At 63.7% G+C, this 17,389-nt stretch carries 12 protein-coding genes; 4 read left to right on the top strand and 8 right to left on the bottom strand.

Annotated features, from left to right (window positions below; translation table 11 throughout):
* Nucleotides 1–14 precede the first annotated feature (14 nt).
* The 3 genes from ACQVLG_RS30025 to ACQVLG_RS30015 are packed head-to-tail and all read right to left on the bottom strand — an operon-like array spanning nt 15 to nt 1,661.
* Entirely contained in the window at nt 15–800 is a 786-nt protein-coding gene (locus tag ACQVLG_RS30025; RefSeq protein ID WP_474292194.1) for a DUF2145 domain-containing protein, read from the bottom strand.
* A gap of 5 nt (nt 801–805) precedes the next feature.
* Nucleotides 806–1,219, bottom strand: a complete 414-nt coding sequence (locus ACQVLG_RS30020; RefSeq protein ID WP_474292192.1) for a hypothetical protein — start codon at nt 1,217–1,219, stop codon at nt 806–808.
* A gap of 19 nt (nt 1,220–1,238) precedes the next feature.
* Nucleotides 1,239–1,661 carry a hypothetical protein gene (locus ACQVLG_RS30015; RefSeq protein WP_474292190.1) on the bottom strand — a complete coding sequence of 141 codons (423 nt, stop codon included), beginning with the start codon at nt 1,659–1,661 and terminating at the stop codon, nt 1,239–1,241.
* Nucleotides 1,662–1,808: 147 nt separating this feature from the next.
* Here ACQVLG_RS30015 and ACQVLG_RS30010 point away from each other — a divergent pair, with 147 nt between their 5' ends.
* Nucleotides 1,809–2,552, top strand: coding sequence for a helix-turn-helix domain-containing protein (locus ACQVLG_RS30010; RefSeq protein WP_230541043.1), 744 nt, complete (start codon nt 1,809–1,811; stop codon nt 2,550–2,552).
* Here the strand turns inward: ACQVLG_RS30010 and ACQVLG_RS30005 are convergent.
* On the bottom strand, nt 2,530–4,155 hold the full coding sequence (locus tag ACQVLG_RS30005; RefSeq protein ID WP_474292188.1) for a DUF3999 family protein: 1,626 nt from the start codon (nt 4,153–4,155) through the stop codon (nt 2,530–2,532). The two genes, ACQVLG_RS30010 and ACQVLG_RS30005, sit on opposite strands and share 23 nt — an antisense overlap.
* Entirely contained in the window at nt 4,152–7,370 is a 3,219-nt protein-coding gene (locus tag ACQVLG_RS30000) for a DUF2339 domain-containing protein (RefSeq protein WP_474292186.1), read from the bottom strand. The genes ACQVLG_RS30005 and ACQVLG_RS30000 overlap by 4 nt, the downstream gene beginning before the upstream one ends.
* A gap of 254 nt (nt 7,371–7,624) precedes the next feature.
* On the opposite strand from ACQVLG_RS30000, the gene ACQVLG_RS29995 reads away from it, so the two are divergent.
* On the top strand, nt 7,625–9,511 hold the full coding sequence (locus ACQVLG_RS29995; protein ID WP_474292185.1) for an MFS transporter: 1,887 nt from the start codon (nt 7,625–7,627) through the stop codon (nt 9,509–9,511).
* Between the two features lie 9 nt (nt 9,512–9,520).
* Here ACQVLG_RS29995 and ACQVLG_RS29990 read toward each other — a convergent pair whose 3' ends face one another.
* Genes ACQVLG_RS29990 through ACQVLG_RS29980 form a run of 3 tightly spaced genes read right to left on the bottom strand, consistent with a single transcriptional unit; the run spans nt 9,521 to nt 12,572 of the window.
* The gene (locus ACQVLG_RS29990) at nt 9,521–9,682 is read right to left on the bottom strand and encodes a hypothetical protein (protein WP_474292183.1); all 162 of its coding nucleotides are present in this window, start codon (nt 9,680–9,682) and stop codon (nt 9,521–9,523) included.
* A complete protein-coding gene (locus tag ACQVLG_RS29985) occupies nt 9,676–11,049 on the bottom strand; it encodes a hybrid sensor histidine kinase/response regulator (RefSeq protein ID WP_474292181.1) in 1,374 nt (457 codons plus the stop codon). Before ACQVLG_RS29985 ends, ACQVLG_RS29990 begins: the two co-directional genes overlap by 7 nt.
* A gap of 8 nt (nt 11,050–11,057) precedes the next feature.
* Nucleotides 11,058–12,572, bottom strand: coding sequence for an ATPase domain-containing protein (locus ACQVLG_RS29980; RefSeq protein ID WP_474292180.1), 1,515 nt, complete (start codon nt 12,570–12,572; stop codon nt 11,058–11,060).
* Between the two features lie 421 nt (nt 12,573–12,993).
* On the opposite strand from ACQVLG_RS29980, the gene ACQVLG_RS29975 reads away from it, so the two are divergent.
* Both ACQVLG_RS29975 and ACQVLG_RS29970 read left to right on the top strand, forming a co-directional pair.
* Nucleotides 12,994–14,208, top strand: a complete 1,215-nt coding sequence (locus tag ACQVLG_RS29975; RefSeq protein ID WP_474292178.1) for an efflux RND transporter periplasmic adaptor subunit — start codon at nt 12,994–12,996, stop codon at nt 14,206–14,208.
* A gap of 15 nt (nt 14,209–14,223) precedes the next feature.
* Nucleotides 14,224–17,388, top strand: a complete 3,165-nt coding sequence (locus ACQVLG_RS29970) for an efflux RND transporter permease subunit (RefSeq protein ID WP_474292177.1) — start codon at nt 14,224–14,226, stop codon at nt 17,386–17,388.
* The last annotated feature ends 1 nt before the right edge of the window (nt 17,389 follow it).

Raw genomic sequence — 17,389 nt, 5'->3', positions numbered from 1 at the left:
GTGCCGGCGGGGGATCAATTCCCCCGCACGACGATTTCCTGCACCTGCGGTTCGCGCTGGCGCATGAAGCGCACGATGGAATCGACGGTGACGACGTCGATCTGGCGCGTCATGCGGCGCTCGAACGGGTGGTCGTCGAAGGCGATATTGGCGCGGAACATGCGCGCGCCCAGGCGCGTGGCGGCGGGTATGCTCAGCGTCTGCGGCGCGTAGCTGGCGCTGCGCAGCCAGCCTTGCGCTTCGGCGCGCGTTTCGATCTTGCCAGGCTCGTTGCTGGCGGCGGCCAGGGTTTCCAGCACCCACTGGTTCGAGTTCTGGTATTTGGTGGAAAACGGGTAGGCCAGCATGTTGTAGTGCGCTTCATGCAGGCGCTTGGGCGTGTTCGACGTCAACAGGCGCGCCAGTTGCTGCTGCATATCCTGGCCCGGAATCAGGATCATGCTTTCATACATGAACACATCGTCCATGAAGAAATTGCCCAGGCCTTCGTTGTACAGCGACGATTGCGCCGTGCCGCATTCATTGAGTTCATGCACCAACAGCCAGCGGCCCTTCGGGTGGTCGCGCCAGGCCAGCGCCATGTGCGAGTAGCGCAAATTGTACTTCGACAGGTCTTGCCCGGCACGCGCCAGCAGCGCCACCTGCGCGCCCGAGGCATCGAGCGCCTGCAGGGTCTTTTGCGCCAGGTCCATCGATTTGACGAGGGTAGTCGCATCCGTTGGCTTTTCCTCGCACGAGCGCCCCGCATGGGCGGCGCCGGCCAGAAGCAGGCTGATGGCAATCACGGTCAGACGTTTCATGGGGTTCACGCTTTCGAATGGTGGAGGATGGCATTGCCGGCCGCGTTCGGCACATAGGCGATGGCCTTGCCCGACAGCATCAGCATGTGGCCCGTCGAGACGGCCACTACCTTGACGGCCGTGCCGGCCGCCAGCGACAGGCCTTGCATGGCCTTCTGGCTCAGCTTGACGGAGGCCGTGGCCGCCTGCGAGGCGCCGTTGGCCGCGCTCTTGAGCACGAGCACGCTGCCGTCGGCCACATCTTCCACCTTGTCGATGACGATGTCGCCGGCGACGGCCAGCACGGACATGGAGCCGATCAGCACGATGGCCGAGGCCATGCTGGCGTTGTCGGACGCGTTGGTGGTATCGGAGTTGGCCTGGGCCAGCGGCGCCACGCTGGCGGCGCATAGCAGGGTCATGGCGAGTATGTGTTTCATGGATGTCCTGTTGTCGGTATTACGCTTTGGAGTGGTGCAGCAGTGCCTTGCCCAGTTCGTTCGGGATGAAGGCGATTGCCTTGCCGGACAGGACCAGCATGTGGCCGGTGGACAGCGCCACCACGTTGACCACGGTGCCGGCCGCCAGCGACAGGCCCTTGGCCGCTTGCGTGCTCATCTGGATGGACGCGCCGCCCGCTTCGGACGCGCCTTTCAGCACGATGACGATGCCTTCGCCCACCGTTTCCACGCTGGCAACGATCACCTGGCCGGAGGCGACCAGCATCGACATGGAACCGGCGACGACGATGGCGGAGCCCTGGCTGAGGTTTTGCGAGCCTTTCGACAGGTTCTCCGAGGCGGCGGCGTGGACCAGGCCAGGAGCGGCCACGGAGAGCGTCAACAGCGACAGGGACAAGCAGAGGGGCAGCAAGCGTTTCATGGGTATCTCCTTTATGTGCCTGATTGGCAAGGGTATGATTGTCGAACGCAGCGCCGCAGTCAATCAGAACGCTACTCGTAGTGGCGGGCCATACTCTTAGTATTACTATTTGATACTATGCTGCTCTGCCATGTGTAAAGGATAGTAATGCCGCAAACCCACGCCTTGATCGAAGCCTTGAAACGCCTGTTGAAAGCGCGTTCCGTCACGTATGCCGAACTGGCGCAGCGCATCGGCATGTCCGAAGCCAGCGTCAAGCGCATGTTCTCCCTGAAACAATTCTCCTTGCAGCGGCTGGACCAGATCCTGGTGGCCATCGGCAGCGACTTCCAGCAGCTGGCGCTGGCCGTGCAGTCGGCCCAGGCGGCACCCACCCTGATCACGGGACTGACATATGCGCAGGAAAAGGAAATCATCGACGACACCCGGCTGTTCGTGGTGGCCGTCTCCGCCCTGAACCTGCTGCCGCTGGAACAGATCGTCGCCATCTATGACATCAGCGAGGCGCAAGCCGTGAAATACCTGCTGCGACTCGACAAGATCGGTTTCCTGGAACTGCTGCCGAATAACCGGGTCAAACTGCTGGTGGCGCGCACGTTTGCGTGGATACCGAATGGTCCCATCCACACGTATTTCAAAAAGGAAGCCTATGGCGACTATTTGAATTCGCAATTCGATGGCGAGACGGAATTGCTGCGCCTGGTGAACGTGATGCTGTCGAAGAAATCCACGGCGGCCTTGCTGGAGCGCCTGAAGCAAGTGGCGGTGGAGTTTTCGCAACAGCATCAGGAAGACGCACGCCTGCCTGGCGACGAGCGCCTGGCCATCAGCTTCATGCTGGCGGCGCGTCCCTGGATGCCGCAGACGTTCAAGGCGCTGCTGCGGCAGTGAGCCAGAAGTCGGTAAGCCAGCAAGCCAGCAAGCCAGCAAGCCAGCAGCCGGTAAGCTGCTGGCAAGGTTTCCCTTGGCCGTTAGCCGCGCCGCTAGTCGCGCTGTTTTTCGCCATCCGTTTGCTGCTGGCCCGTTTGTTCCGTCGTTTCTCCTGTTTCATCTGCTCCTGTTTCATCTGCGTTAGCAAGCGCCAGGCAAAAAAGCCCAGTACGCCCACGCCCAGCAGCAGGGCCGCCCACAGCGCGGCCAGGCGCCATGGCGCGCTCATGCCTGCCGGTGCCGGTGCGGCATCGCTTGCGCCAGCGTGCGCCGTCAAGGCGCCCAATGTGGCAATCGGCAGCGCCTGCAATTCGCCGTCACGATAGCCTGGCGCCACCTGTGACAGCGGTTGCGCCACCGGCTGCGCGCCGGCTTTTCCGAACACCAGGCGATATGGCCCCTTGCCGCCGGCCAGGAATACCAGCGTTTCCGGCGTCCAGCCCAGGCGCAACAGCGGCGCGCTGGTCGGCATGGCCGTACTTTGCGACTCGGGCCGCAGCACCCATTGCGTCGTCCGCACCACCGGCATGGACAGGTCGCCGGAGACGCGTTCCTTGCCCGCCTCGCTGATGCGGTAAAAGCTGGTGGTCAGCAGCGGGTCAAAATATTCGCCATTGGCCGCGCGCGTTTGCCGGTGCAGGGACAGCCGGCGCTGCGGCACATAATTATTCTGGCGATACACGCCCAGCGTGGCGGGCAGCACCACGTTGCTCTCCTTGAATTGCAGCGCAATGCTGTCGGCGGGAATCGCGATCGGCGTGGCATACACCCAATCGGAGGTCAGTTTGTCTGGAGCACCTCGCAGCACGATGCTTGCGCGTGGCGGCGCTACCTCGGTTTCGCTGACGGCTTGCGCGGCAATCGCCGCAAACACCAGCGGCTGGCCTTCCTGCCAGCTCAGGCGCGCGTAGCGGAAAGCGCGCGGCGCAAAGGCGATGCTGTCGTTGCTCAAGGTTTGCGTATCGCTGCTGCGCAGCCAGTTCACGGTGGTGGTGCCGACCGCGTCCCATTGCTTCAGGTCGTCGCTTGCCTCCAGCAGCACCCGGGCGCTGTAATCGCCGGCGTCGGCCGGCGGCGTCAAACGCAGCGCGCCGATGCGGCTGCCCGGTGCTTGCTGGCCGAGGTCGAGGATCAGCGCCTGCAGGGCCTTGCCGACAGCACCGTTGCCTGCGCCGGCGCTGACCGACAGCAGCTGGCCATCGCTGCCGGTGCGGATTTCCACATGTTGCGAGCCGCCTTTCTCCACTGCGCTGCCCGTCACGGGGAAAATGCGCGCGGCAACGCTGCTGCGCTGCGTGCTGGACTGGGCTGGCGGCGTACTGATGGCAAACGAGAGGCGCTGGCCGTCGCGGTCAAGCAGCCGCATGTCGGCCAGGTTGCCGGTGCGCGCATGCAGATAGACTTCCTTCGGCAGCGGCAGGCGCACCACGCCCGCGCCGGCTGGCACGCTCACCGGCATGCTCCAGCCATAGCTGGACGGGTGGTCAGGCGCATTTTGCGCCAGCGCCATGCTGGCCGCCACAGCGGACGCCAGGCCGGCGCAGATCAGCAAGGGAAATTTCATGCGTTCTCCGGTGTCGGTTCGGTTACGGTTTCTGCCCTGGGGAACGGCGCCAGGTAGCCGATCAGGAGCATCAGCAGGCCCACGCCGACAAACGACACGATGCGGGCGATGCCGCCCACGTTCGACAGGTCGATGAGGAACAGTTTCGCGACCACCAGTACCAGCAGCACGGCGCCCAGGCTCCATTGCTGGCGCCGTTGGTGGCGCGCCGCGTGGCGCATCAGCAGCAGGGCCGTGACGCTCCACACCAGCGAGAGCATGGCTTGCACGAATTGCGAGGCCATCATGTCCTCCACCGTATAAGGCACGCCCAGGTAGTTCGACACCGTGCGCAGCAGCATCAGGTTGAACCAGCCATACACGCAGCAGGCGGCGATGACCGGCACGCGTGCCTGGAATCGGTCCAGCCACAGCGGCTGGCCGGCACGCAGCAGGCGGTACGCGGCAAAGCCCAGCAGGATCGCAAAGCCGCTGCTCAGGTCCAGCGGGTTGAGCAGGGGCAGATAGGGCAGGGGCTGCATGGCGCCGTTGTCGATGAAATTCCAGACCGCAATCAGTAGCAGCGAACCCAGTGCTCCCAGCGGGATCAGGGTGCGCTGATACCAGCTGGCAATCGGCGCCACCGGCCAGCCGCCCGCGCGGCAGCGGCGGATCAGCAAGGCCAGTGCCAGCATCATGGCCCAGGCCGGCAGATAACGCGACCAGGCCGGGCTGACGGCGCCGGCCCGCCCCGCCTCGGCCAGCCAGGCGTCGAGCTGGATGGCTCCGACCGGCCACAGCATCAGCCATGGCCCGGCCGTGCGCACGGTATGCAGCAGGCGCAGCACGCGCAGGCTCAGGTTCCACCCGGCACGCGGCCAGGTATGCAACATGAACTCGCCGCAGGCCAGCGCGCAGGCCAGCGCCAGCCAGGACAAGCCGGTAGGCACGGACACGCTCAGGTACAGCACCAGCAGCATGTTGGCGCTCCACAAGCCCAGGCCGAGCCAGACGGCCACCGTGAACCAGCGCAGCTGCGGCCAGGCCAGGCGGCGCGCCAGCAGCGCGAACAGCGGCGTGGTGAGGCTCACCGCAATCAAATACAGCGCCAGCAAGTGTTCGCCCGCTTGCGGATGCATGCGCTCGTCGCCATCGACCAGGTGCAGCAGCGAGATGGAGAGCGGGAACAGGACGCCGATAAACCACAGCAGCCCGCTCCACTGCAGCAGCGGCAGCGCGGCCAGCGACAGCTTCGCATCGGCTTCCACGCGCGCCTGGCGCTGCGTGAACCAGGCGCTGGCCAGCGCCGCGGCGGCCAGCAGCAGCGCGCTGATAAAGGTACCGTCGAACAGCTTGGCCGAGTGCTCATTCCAGTCCATGCCCATGCGCAGCAACAATACGACACCGGCCAGCAGTTGCACCAGCAGCAGCAGCAGGCGCGGCGCGGTCCACTGCAATCGCTGCGCCAGCCAGAACAGGCCAGCGGCAACTGCCAGCGCACTGATGGTCAGCAGGTTCAGCTGTGTGATGGCGTCGGTGCGCAGCATGATTTCGGTCCACAAGCCGCCAAGCAGCCAGGCGGTGGCACCGCTCAGGAACACCACCGACAGGCCTTGCATCAGTTCCGCGGGCAATTTGGCATGCGCCACGCCTCGCTGGCGGCGGAAGTTGATCGCCATCACCAGCGCGGCCGCGGCCAGCAGCGTGCAGCCGAGCCAGATATTGGCTTGCAGGGCAGCTGCCGTATTGAGTTCCTGGATGGTACCGAGGAAGGCAAGCCAGGCGGCCGCCTGCACCAGCAGGCCGAAGACCCAGGCCAGGGTCTGGCGCTGGCGCAAGCCGACCCAGACGATGCCCGCGCCTTCCAGTGCCCAGGCGGCGGACGTCCAGCGGCCGTCGAGGGCAAACGGGATGGCCAGGGTGCCGAAGACAATGCCCAGCGCGAGGAAGGCTTCGGCCAGCAGTTTGAAACCGTTTCTGCGCCACAGTGCCACGGCCAGCCCCGTGTACGTCAAACCGGCGACCAGGGCAGAAAACGCCAGGCCAAATTCAAAGTGCCGGACCAGCCCGTATTGCAGGCCCATGGCCGCCAGCGGCGTGCCGAAGACGAGCGTGCCATCCACGTAATGCTTGAGGCGCGGCGCCTGGCGCGCGCAGTAGGCAATCGCGATGCCGATATAGAACAGCACGAACAGGATCAAAAACAGTTGCGTCGACAGGTAGTGCTCGGGCGTATAGCGCAGCAGGCCCCAGGTGGTGGCGACGACGAAGGTGAAGCCAAAGCTCAGCACATTCAGCACGCGCCAGGCGCGTTTCAGGGCGATGGCGAAGACGCCCGCATTGAGCAGCGCGTAATAGCTGAACAGGCCGATATGGTTGCCGCTGCCCGTCGAGACGAGCAGGGGCACGGCAAAGCCGCCGACGATGCCGAAGACGGCCAGCCAGACGGCGTTCTGCAGCACGGCCAGCAGGCACGTAAATGCCGTCAGCACGAACAGCACGGCAAACGCCAGGCCCGCCGGGATCAGTTCATACAGGCGGAAGGCGCCGAACGTGACCAGCATCAATATCGCCAGGGCCGTGCCCTGCAGCGGCAAGCTGATGCCGGGGCGGCTGAGACGGATGCGCCAGGCCCAGGCCAGCAGGGCGATGTCGGCCAGCGCGATGCCGGCCAGGCGCAGCTCGATGGGCAGCGTCACCTGGGCCGACACATACTTGAGCAGGAAGCTGACGCCGAGGAAGAGGATCAATAAACCCAGCTTGGCGACCAGGTTGCCGGTAAATAACCAATTTTTCGCCTTTGCAAGCAAGCCATCCGGACGCGCGATCCAGGACGGGGTACTGGCGGCGGGGGGAGCGGGCCTGGAGGGGGCCGGTGGCGCTGGTTTCGGTGGCACGGGTGCGGCAGGTGCGGGAACTGCTGCCGGCGCGACCTTCGCCAGCTCGGCCACCTTGACCGTGGCCGCCTGCGGCACGGGCGCGGGCGGCGGCGCGGGCACTGGAGGCGGCGCGGGCATTGGCGCCACGCTATCGGACACGGTGGGTGCGATGGACACGACGGGCGTGGCCGCAGGCGCTTCGGCCTGGCCTTCCAGCGCTCGCAGGCGCTGCTGCATGCCGTCGACTTCCTTGCGCAAGCGCGCCGTCAGCAATTCCAGATCCGCCACCTTGCGGCGGTGCTGCAGCACCAGCACGAAGCCGGTGACCAGCAAGGCCAGGATGGTCAATGATGTCATTCCAAACATGTAGGCAGCTTTCCGGGAGGGGCGGGCAGGGATGCCAGCGGTATGCGCACATTACCTTATTATCAAGAAACAGGCGATTTCTGTTGTGTCAGGGCAAGTGCGAGGCAGTGCGTGCGGCGGCAAGGCCAGCATGGCGCGGCAGGCGGTTTTCTGTATTGATGCCGAGCAAGATGACGACATTCAGATTGTCGTGCGCAGGATAGTGCTGTATTTTAGCAATTCCTTAATTGCCGGTTCCCCATGCCATGAGTCAAAGCAGCCAGTTTTCCTTATTGTCGCAGCGCCGTTTCGGGCCCTTCTTCTGGACCCAGTTCTTTGGCGCCTTCAACGACAATCTGTTCAAGACGGCCCTGATGGTGATCCTCGCCTACGATGCGCTGAGCTGGACCACGCTCGACCCGTCCACCATCACCAACCTGATCCCCGGCCTGTTCATCCTGCCCTATGTCGTGTTCTCGGCCACGGCCGGCCAGCTGGCCGACAAGTTCGAAAAGGCTGGCCTGGCCCGCTTCGTCAAATGGATGGAGCTGGCCATCATGGCCGTGGCTGCCGCCGGCTGGATGACGCATACCCTGTGGCTGCTGGTGGCCGCCGTGGTGGGCATGGGCGTGCATTCGACCCTGTTCGGCCCCGTCAAGTATGCGTACCTGCCGCAACAACTGAAACCCGAGGAATTGGTCGGCGGCAATGGCCTGATCGAGATGGGCACCTTTGTCGGCATTTTATTGGGCGAAATCCTCGGTGCCGTGTTGATCGTGCACAAGCCGCTGGGCGTGGAACTGGTGGCCGGCGCGACGATTGCCGTGGCCGTCTTCGGCCTGGTCGCCAGCTACCGCGTGCCACGCACGCCCGCGCCCGAGCCGGACTTGAAGGTGAGCCTGAATTTCGTCGCCGAATCGTTCCGCAACCTGAATTTTTCGCGCAAGAACCGTCCCGTCTTCCTCGCCATGCTGGGCAATTCCTGGTTCTGGTTCTACGGCGCCCTGATCCTGGCCCAGTTCCCCGTGTATTCGAAGGATTTCCTGCACGGCGACCACAGCGTGTTCGTGCTGCTGCTGACCGTGTTTTCCGTCGGCATCGGCACGGGTTCCTTGCTGTGCGAACGCTTGTCCGGCCACAAGATCGAGATCGGCCTGGTGCCGTTCGGCTCCATCGGCCTGTCGCTGTTCGGCATCGACCTGTATTTCGCCAGCAATGCGTATGCGAATACGCAAGTGGTCGACGCGCTGGCGTTTGTGGGCCAGGCGGGCGTGCCGCGCATCTTGCTCGACATCGTCATGATCGGCGTGTTCGGCGGCTTCTTCATCGTGCCCCTGTTTGCCCTGATCCAGACGCGCTGCGATCCGAAGCACATTTCGCGCACGATCGCCGGCATGAATATTTTGAACGCCCTGTTCATGGTGGCGGCCGCCGGCGTGGCCATCGTGCTGCTGGGAAAGGGTTTCACCATACCCCAGCTGTTCCTCGTCACGGCCATTCTGAATGCGCTGGTGGCCGCCTACATCTTTTCGCTGGTGCCGGAATTCCTCATGCGCTTCCTCGCGTGGATACTCATCCAGACCGTGCACCGCGTCAAAGTCGTCGATGGCGAGCGCATCCCCACGGAAGGGGCGGCCGTGCTGGTATGCAACCACGTCAGCTATGTGGACGCCATCGTCATCATGGCGGCCAGTCCCCGTCCCATCCGCTTCGTCATGGACCACCGCATCTTCAAGATGCCGCTGATGGGCTGGATCTTCCGCACGGCCAAGGCGATCCCCATCGCGCCGGCCAAGGAAGATCCTTTCCTCATGGAAAAGGCCTTCATTGACATTGCGCAAGCGCTGCACGAGGGCGAGCTGGTGTGCATCTTCCCCGAAGGCAAGCTGACGCGCACGGGCCAGATCAGCGAATTCAAGGGCGGCATTGCCAAGATCGTCGAGCGCAGCAAGGTGCCCGTGATTCCGCTGGCGCTGCGCGGCTTGTGGGGCCATCTGTTGAGCCATCGCAATGGCCATTTGTTCGAGCGCGCCTTCAAGGCGGGCTTGCGCTCGCGTCTGTCGCTGGCCGTGGGCATGCCCGTGGCGCCCGAGGCCGCCACGCCGGAATTACTGCAGCAAAAGGTGCAGGAATTGCGCGGCAAGTGGAAGTAAGGAAATCAGTCACTCCGCCGACGTAGTGGCCGCCGCCCGCTGCGCCAGGTGTTGCTGCAGCAGGGCGGCGATGGCGTCGAAATCGACGGGTTTGGTCAGGTGATGGTCGAACCCCGCTTGCGCAGTGCGCCCTCCTGTATCGCCCCAGCCCGTCAACGCGAGCATCAGCACGTCGCGCCCCTGTGCTTTTTCAGGCGGATCTGGCGCGCCGTTTCGTAGCCGTCCATGCCCGGCATGCCCAGGTCCATCACGATCAGTTGCGGCCACAGGGCATCGACGGCGGCCAGCGCCTGCGCGCCGTCGTAGGCGACCCGCACGGCGTGGCCTTCCAGCTGGAGCAGCGTCTGCAGCGAATCGGCCGCATCGCGGTTGTCGTCCACCACCAGCACTTGCACGGCCTGGCCCGGCCCGGCCGGCACATCGCTGGCCGGCGTGGCGGCCGGCCCTGCGGGCATGCTGGCGGGCAGGGTGACGACGAAGCGGCTGCCTTGCCCGGGTCCGGCGCTATGCGCTTCGATCTTGCCATCGTGCATTTCAGCAAACTGGCGCGCCAGGCTCAGGCCGATGCCCAGGCCGCTGGCCATCTGGCCCGCCACCGTGCGGCCCTGTTCGAACATGGAAAAGATGCGCGGGATGGCGTCCGGGTCGATGCCGATGCCATTGTCTTCCACGGCCACCTGCAGCTGGCCGTCGGCCAGCCGGGCCGTAATGTGGATGTGCCCGCCGCTCGGCGTGAATTTGACGGCGTTCGAGACGATATTCGCAAAGATCTGCACCAGGCGCGCATAGTCGGCGTGCAGCATCACCGTGTGCGGCGGCAAGTCCAGCGCGATGCTGATGTTGCGGCTGCTGGCGGTCGGCTGGCACAGCTCGATCACATGGCTGAGGACTTGTTGTAGCGCAATGTCCTTGCGTTGGAGCACCACTTTACCGCTGGTGATGCGCGCCACGTCGAGCAGGTCATCGACCAGCCGCGTCAGGTGCGTGACCTGGCGCTCGATCACGCCCTTGACCTTGTTTACCTGTTCCGATTCCGGATATAAATGGCTGAGCAGGGCGATCGATGTCTTGATGGGCGCCAGCGGATTGCGCAACTCATGGCCCAGGCTGGCGAGGAATTCATCCTTGCGCCGTTGCGTTTCGCGCACCTGGTACTGGCGCTGGCGCGCGCGCAGCATGGCGTGCGCCGAGGTGATCAGGGTCAGCATGTGCACGGGGCGTTCCAGCAGGGTCAGGTTGCCCAGGGTGGCGATGGCTTGCCGCAAGGGCAGGGAATCGAGTCCCGCATGCGTCAGCAGGATGATGGGCAGGTCGGACCAGTCCGGCTGCCGCCGCCCGTACTCGTCGAGCACCTGGTAGGCGCCCGCATGCAGTGCCTCGTCCACCGTCAGCACGCCACCCGCGCCCAGCGCCAGCTGCTCGGCCAGCTCGCCTGCGCTGCGGCAGGCGTGGCTGGCAATGGCGCTGCCGGCGAGCACCTGGCTGGCCAGGGCGGCGTCCTGGCCGGCCGGCGCGTAGATCAGGATGCGCTGTTCCATGGCTTGCCCTAGGGAAATGGCGTGCCGCCGACGGTGGGCATGCCCGACAGGATGCCGTGGAAACCGGCCAGTGTCGGGCCGATGCGCAAGCCCTGCGGGCCGATCTCGAAGCGGCGGATGCTGCGCTCATGCGCGCTGCCGCGCTTCTTGAAGACGGAAATGGCTTGCCGCACTTCGCCTTCCGTTTCGTAGTAGCGCAACATGATGACGCTGTCGGCCAGGTAGCTGGCGTCGGCCGAGGTCGTCATCGACATGCCCAGCATGTTTTGCTGCACGCCGACAAGCAGGGTGGCCACGCCGCGCTGGCTCAGGTAATTGAGCAGTTCGTGCAGGTAGGTGCTCTGGAAGCGCTCGTCGGGCACGGCGTGCATGTAGCCGTTCAGGCTGTCGATGACGATCATCCTGGCGCCCCGTTCGGCCGCGTCGACCACGGCCTGGGCGAATTCGCCCGGCGTCAGTTCGGCCGGGTCGACTTGCTGCACGCTCAGCAAGCCGGTATCGAGCGCTTCCTTCAGGCGCATGCCCAGCTCGTCCGTCCGGTGCAGCAGCTTGCTGCGCGCTTCCTCGAACAGGAACATGGCGCACGATTCGCCGCGCTTTGTTGCCGCATGCACGAACTGCGCCGCCAAGGTTGACTTGCCGCTGCCGGCGGGGCCGGAAATGAGGGTGCTCATGCCTTCTTCCAGGCCGCCGCCCGTCATGGCATCGAGTTCATGCACGCCGCTCGACAGGCGCCGGTGGTCGCCGTCGCGGCGCGTGTCGGCCGCCACCAGGCGCGGATAGACGACCAGGCCATCCTGGGCGATCTTGTAGTCGTGCGTGCCGCTGCGAAACGGCACGCCCCGGTATTTCACCACGCGCACGCGGCGCCGGTCATTGCCATAGTCCTGGTTTTGCAGCTCCAGCGAAATGACGCAATGGGCCACGCTGCGTACTTGCAAGCCGTCATCGAGCGCGGAGCGGTCATCGATCAGCATGGTGGTGCAGTGACGGCTGGCCAGGTATTGTTTCAAGGCGAGAACCTGGCGCCGGTAGCGTAGCGGGTTTTCCGCCAGTAACTGCAGTTCGGACAGCGAGTCGAGCACCAGGCGGGCAGGGTGGTGCTTCTCGATGGCCGCGAGGATGCGCCGGTTGGTCGATGCCAGTTCGATTTCCGACGGGTGGAAGATGGTGTAGTGGCGCTCGGGGTCGAGCATGTCGTCGCTTGGCGCCACTTCTTCGATGGCGATGCCGGCCAGGTCCCAGTCATGCGAGCGGGCGGCGGCGCGCAGTTCGATTTCCGATTCGGCCAGAGCGATATACAGCACGGGCGCGCCATTGCGCGCGCCTTCGGCCAGAAATTGCAGCGCCAGCGTGGTCTTGCCCGTGCCCGGTTCGCCTTCTATCAGGTACAGGCGCTCGGCCAGCAAGCCGCCACTCAGTATGGTGTCGAGGCCAGCGACGCCCGTCGACAGCAGCGGCGGCGCGTCCCGGCCGCCCGCGCCATCGTCTTGCGCCGCTCCTTGCGCCTGTGCTGTCGTCATCGCGTCCTCGCTTCGCCACGCTGTGGCTAATATATTAGCGCGTCCGCCGGGGGCATGTCTTTTCGATACCATTAGTAAATAATCACGGCCGCCATGCAAGCCGGGGCCGGCAGTGTTGCACACTTGTTGGCAGGTTCAGCAAAGAAATCTTGACCCTGCTAAAGTATTCACTCAATCCAACTCTCCCGCTTTGCCGTTTTGCCGCCGCCAGCCCGTATTCCGATCGATCCTGCTGGTGCGCCGTTGCTGTTGTTGTCGCCATTTAATTGCATCATTAGCAATAAAAAACGCTTAAAGGTTACTTTGTTTCAATTGTAACGATGCTTGACGATTTTAGAATGATCGTTCATTCTTTGATCTGCGTTAATAAATTTAGTCATTTCTAACGACACTAGCCAGCTTCTTTTTCAGAAAGTCCAAGATGCAACCAACCTTTTCCTTGACGTCGCCGCGTACGAGCGGCGCTATTGCCGTTCTGTGCGCCACTGTAATCATGGCCGGCTGCAGTAAAAAACAGGAAGCACCTCACGCGCAGCAAGCGCCGCAGGTGGTCGTGTTTACTGTTAATCCGGCCGCGTTGCCGATGAGCGCCGAATTGCCCGGCCGCACGAATGCCTACCAGGTCGCCGATGTGCGCCCGCAAGTGGGCGGTTTGATCCAGAAGCGCCTGTTCGTCGAGGGTAGCGATGTGAAAGCGGGCACGGCCCTGTATCAGATCGACTCGGCCACCTACCAGGCTGCTTATAATTCCGCCAAGGCTGCCCTGTCGAAAGCCAAGGCCAACCTGCTGACGGCCGGCCCGAAAGCCTCGCGCTACAAGGAACTGGTCGCCATCGAAGGCGTGAGCCGCCAGGAATACGATGACGCCGTCGCTGCCTTCGAGCAAGCCAAGGCAGACGTCGAGTCCGCCACCGCGGCGCTGGAATCGGCGAACATCAACCTGCGCTACAGCACCGTGACGGCGCCGATCAGCGGCCGCACCAGCCGTTCGACCGTGACGGCCGGCGCGCTGGTCACGGCCGGCCAGGCAGAGGCGCTGACCACCGTGCAGCAACTCGATCCGATGTATGTCGACGTGACCCAGTCGAGCACCGACCTGCTGCGCCTGAAGCGCCAGATGGCCGACGGTTCGCTGAAAAAAGTCGGCGAAGGCCAGGCCAAGGTCGATCTGATCTTGCCGGACGGCAGCAAGTACAGCGAACCGGGCAAGCTGCAGTTCGCCGGCGTGACGGTCGATCCGACCACCGGCAACGTGGTCTTGCGCGCGCTGTTCCCGAACCCGAAAGGCGAATTGCTGCCAGGCATGTACGTACGTGCCCAGCTGGAAACGGGCGTCGATGAAAAAGCCATCACCGTGCCGCAAGTGGGCGTGACGCGCAACCAGAAGGGCCAGGCAACCGCCTTGATCCTGAACAAGGAAAACAAGGTCGAGCAACGCGTGCTGACCACCAGCGGCACGGTCGGCACCAACTGGCTGGTGACGTCCGGCCTGGCCGCAGGCGACCGCGTGATCGTGGAAGGCTTGCAAAAAGTCAAGCCAGGCGCCCCAGCCGTTGCCGTGCCGGCCAAGGCCGAAGCTGCTCCTGTGCCCGCCGCTGCCGCTTCTGCCGCCGCATCGGCTGCCAGCGCCCACTAATTCAGGAGAATATTAATGGCCCGTTTTTTCATTGACCGCCCGATTTTTGCCTGGGTGGTCGCGATCGTCATCATGCTTGCCGGCGTGATTTCGATCCTCAGCCTGCCGATCGCGCAGTACCCGAGCATCGCTCCGCCGTCGATTTCGATCAGCGGCTCCTACCCTGGCGCCTCCGCCAAGACCGTGGAAGATGCGGTCACCCAGGTCATCGAACAAAAGATGAAGGGGATCGACGGCTTGCGCTACATGGCCTCGTCGAGCGATGCCACTGGCGGCATCAGCATCACCTTGACGTTCACCAGCGGCACCAATCCTGATATTGCCCAGGTGCAAGTACAGAACAAGCTGCAGCTGGCCACGCCACTGCTGCCGACGGCTGTCACGCAGCAGGGCCTCGTCGTGTCGAAAGCGACGAAGAACTTCTTGATGGTGTTCGGCTTCATTTCCGAAAACGGCAAGATGGACCAGACCGACTTGAGCGACTATGTGGCCGCCAACGTCGTCGATCCGCTCAGCCGCGTAGCGGGCGTGGGCGACGTGACCCTGTTCGGTTCGCAGTACGCCATGCGTATCTGGCTCAATCCGGCCAAGCTGCAAAGTTTTAACCTGACACCGGCGGACGTGATCACGGCCGTGCAGGCGCAGAATGCGGAAGTGTCGGCCGGTGAGCTGGGCGGCACGCCGTCCATCAAGGGCCAGCAGCTGAACGCGACCGTGTCGGCGCAAAGCCGCTTGCAAACGGTGGAGCAGTTCGGCGCCATCTTGCTGAAAACCACGACCAACGGTGCCATGGTGTACCTGAAGGACGTGGCCACCATGGAACTGGGCCGCGAGAACTACAACACCGTGGCCCGTTACAACGGCCATGCGGCCACCGGCGTGGCGATCAAGCTGGCGACGGGCGCCAACGCGCTCGACACGGCCAATGCGGCGAAAGCCATGCTGGGCAACCTGAGCAAGCAATTTCCTGAAGGCATGAGCTACCAGGTGGCGTTCGACACGACCCCGTTCGTGAAACTGTCCATCGAAGAAGTGGTCAAAACGCTGGTCGAAGCGGTCATCCTGGTGTTCCTGGTGATGTACCTGTTCCTGCAGAACTTCCGCGCCACGCTGATCCCGACCATGGCCGTGCCGGTCGTGCTGCTCGGTACTTTCGGTATCCTGAATGCCTTCGGCTATTCGATCAATACGCTGACCATGTTCGCCATGGTGCTGGCCATCGGTCTGCTGGTCGATGATGCGATCGTGGTGGTGGAAAACGTCGAGCGCGTGATGAGCGAAGAGGGCTTGTCGCCGCTGGAAGCGACGCGCAAGTCCATGACGCAGATCACGGGCGCGCTGGTCGGTATCGCCATGGTGCTGTCGGCCGTGTTCGTGCCGATGGCTTTCTTCGGCGGTTCGACGGGCGTGATTTACCGCCAGTTCTCGATCACGATCGTCTCGTCGATGGTGCTGTCCGTCGTCGTCGCGCTGGTATTTACGCCAGCCCTGTGCGCCACGCTGCTGAAACCGGTAGAGAAGGGCCATCACGCGTCGAACAAGGGTTTCTTCGGCTGGTTCAACCGCAGCTTCGATAGCAGCAGCAACACCTACCAGGGCTGGGTTGGCAGCATGATCCGCCACCGCGGCCGTTCGATGCTGTTGTACGTCATCCTCCTGGCTGGCCTGGTATTCGTCTTCATGCGCCTGCCGACCTCCTTCCTGCCGGAAGAAGACCAGGGCATCCTGTTTACGCAGATTCAATTGCCGACGGGCGCCACGCAAGAGCGCACCCTGAAAGTGATCGAACAGGTCGAAGACCACTTCATGAACAGCGAGAAAGACAACGTCGCTTCCGTGTTTGCCGTCGCCGGTTTCAGCTTCGGCGGTAACGGCCAGAATACGGGTATCGCCTTCGTGCGCCTGAAAGACTGGTCGCTGCGCAAGGACGTGGCGCAAAAAGCGCCGGCCGTGGCCGGTCGCGCCATGGGCAAGTTGTTGCAGATCAAGGATGCGATGGTGTTTACGTTTGCACCGCCTGCCGTGCTGGAACTGGGTAACGCCACCGGTTTCGACATGCAGCTGCAGGATATCGGCGGTGTCGGCCATGACGCCCTGATGGCGGCGCGTAATCAGTTGCTGGGCATGGCGTCGCAGAATCCGGCCATGGTCGGCGTGCGCCCGAACGGCCAGGAAGATACGCCGCAGTACAAGATCGACATCGACCAGCAGAAGGCAACGGCGCTGGGCTTGCAGATCTCGGAAATCAACCGTGTGCTGAGCGTGGGCTGGGGTAGTTCATATGTGAACGACTTCCTCGACCGTGGCCGCGTGAAGAAAGTGTTCATCCAGGGCGATGCCAGTTCGCGCATGCTGCCGGAAGACTTGAACAAGTGGTTCGTGCGCAACACGGCTGGCCAGATGGTGCCATTCTCGGCCTTCGCCACCGGCAAGTGGATTTACGCGTCGCCACGCCTGGAACGCTACAACGGCTTGCCGTCCGTAGAGATCCTGGGTACGCCGGCGCCGGGCCAAAGCACGGGCGCCGCCATGAACGCGATGGAAGAAATGGTCGCCAAGTTGCCGCCTGGCATCGGTTTCAGCTGGACCGGCGTGTCGCTGGAAGAGCGCGAATCCGGTTCGCAGACGCCGCAGCTGTACGCGCTGTCGCTGCTGATCGTCTTCCTGTGCCTGGCCGCGCTGTATGAAAGCTGGTCGATTCCATTCTCCGTGCTGCTGGTCGTGCCGCTGGGCGTGATCGGCGCCGTGCTCGGTACGTGGCTGTTCGGCCTGTCGAACGACGTGTACTTCCAGGTGGGCTTGCTCACGGTGGTGGGCCTGTCGGCGAAGAATGCGATTCTGATTGTGGAATTTGCCAAGGAAATGCAGGAATCGGGCATGTCGCTGCTGGACGCGACCTTGCATGCGGTGCGTCTGCGTCTGCGTCCGATTCTGATGACCTCGATTGCCTTCGGCCTGGGCGTGTTGCCATTGGCTATTTCCAGCGGCGCCGGTTCCGGCAGCCAGAACGCCATCGGTATCGGCGTGCTGGGCGGTATGTTGACGGCCACCTTCCTCGGTATCTTCTTCGTGCCGGTGTTCTTCGTGCTGGTGCGCGGCTTCTTCTCGAAGCCGGACGCGCCCGCCACGTCGGCGACGCCTGGTTCGCCAGCCGTCACGCTTTCCAAGGATGCACATTAAT

The organism is Janthinobacterium sp. TPC_1 (genome assembly GCF_056037845.1).
Note: the sequence above shows the minus strand (reverse complement) of the source record. Positions and strands in the feature narration are given on the sequence as shown.

Excerpts from the sequence above, each read along its gene's own strand:
- ACQVLG_RS30025 (WP_474292194.1), bottom strand. The coding sequence starts at position 800 with ATGAAACGTCTGACCGTGATTGCCATCAGCCTGCTTCTGGCCGGCGCC.
- ACQVLG_RS30020 (WP_474292192.1), bottom strand. The coding sequence starts at position 1,219 with ATGAAACACATACTCGCCATGACCCTGCTATGCGCCGCCAGCGTGGCG.
- ACQVLG_RS30015 (WP_474292190.1), bottom strand. The coding sequence starts at position 1,661 with ATGAAACGCTTGCTGCCCCTCTGCTTGTCCCTGTCGCTGTTGACGCTC.
- ACQVLG_RS30010 (WP_230541043.1), top strand. The coding sequence starts at position 1,809 with ATGCCGCAAACCCACGCCTTGATCGAAGCCTTGAAACGCCTGTTGAAA.
- ACQVLG_RS30005 (WP_474292188.1), bottom strand. The coding sequence starts at position 4,155 with ATGAAATTTCCCTTGCTGATCTGCGCCGGCCTGGCGTCCGCTGTGGCG.
- ACQVLG_RS30000 (WP_474292186.1), bottom strand. The coding sequence starts at position 7,370 with ATGACATCATTGACCATCCTGGCCTTGCTGGTCACCGGCTTCGTGCTG.
- ACQVLG_RS29995 (WP_474292185.1), top strand. The coding sequence starts at position 7,625 with ATGAGTCAAAGCAGCCAGTTTTCCTTATTGTCGCAGCGCCGTTTCGGG.
- ACQVLG_RS29985 (WP_474292181.1), bottom strand. The coding sequence starts at position 11,049 with ATGGAACAGCGCATCCTGATCTACGCGCCGGCCGGCCAGGACGCCGCC.
- ACQVLG_RS29980 (WP_474292180.1), bottom strand. The coding sequence starts at position 12,572 with ATGACGACAGCACAGGCGCAAGGAGCGGCGCAAGACGATGGCGCGGGC.
- ACQVLG_RS29975 (WP_474292178.1), top strand. The coding sequence starts at position 12,994 with ATGCAACCAACCTTTTCCTTGACGTCGCCGCGTACGAGCGGCGCTATT.
- ACQVLG_RS29970 (WP_474292177.1), top strand. The coding sequence starts at position 14,224 with ATGGCCCGTTTTTTCATTGACCGCCCGATTTTTGCCTGGGTGGTCGCG.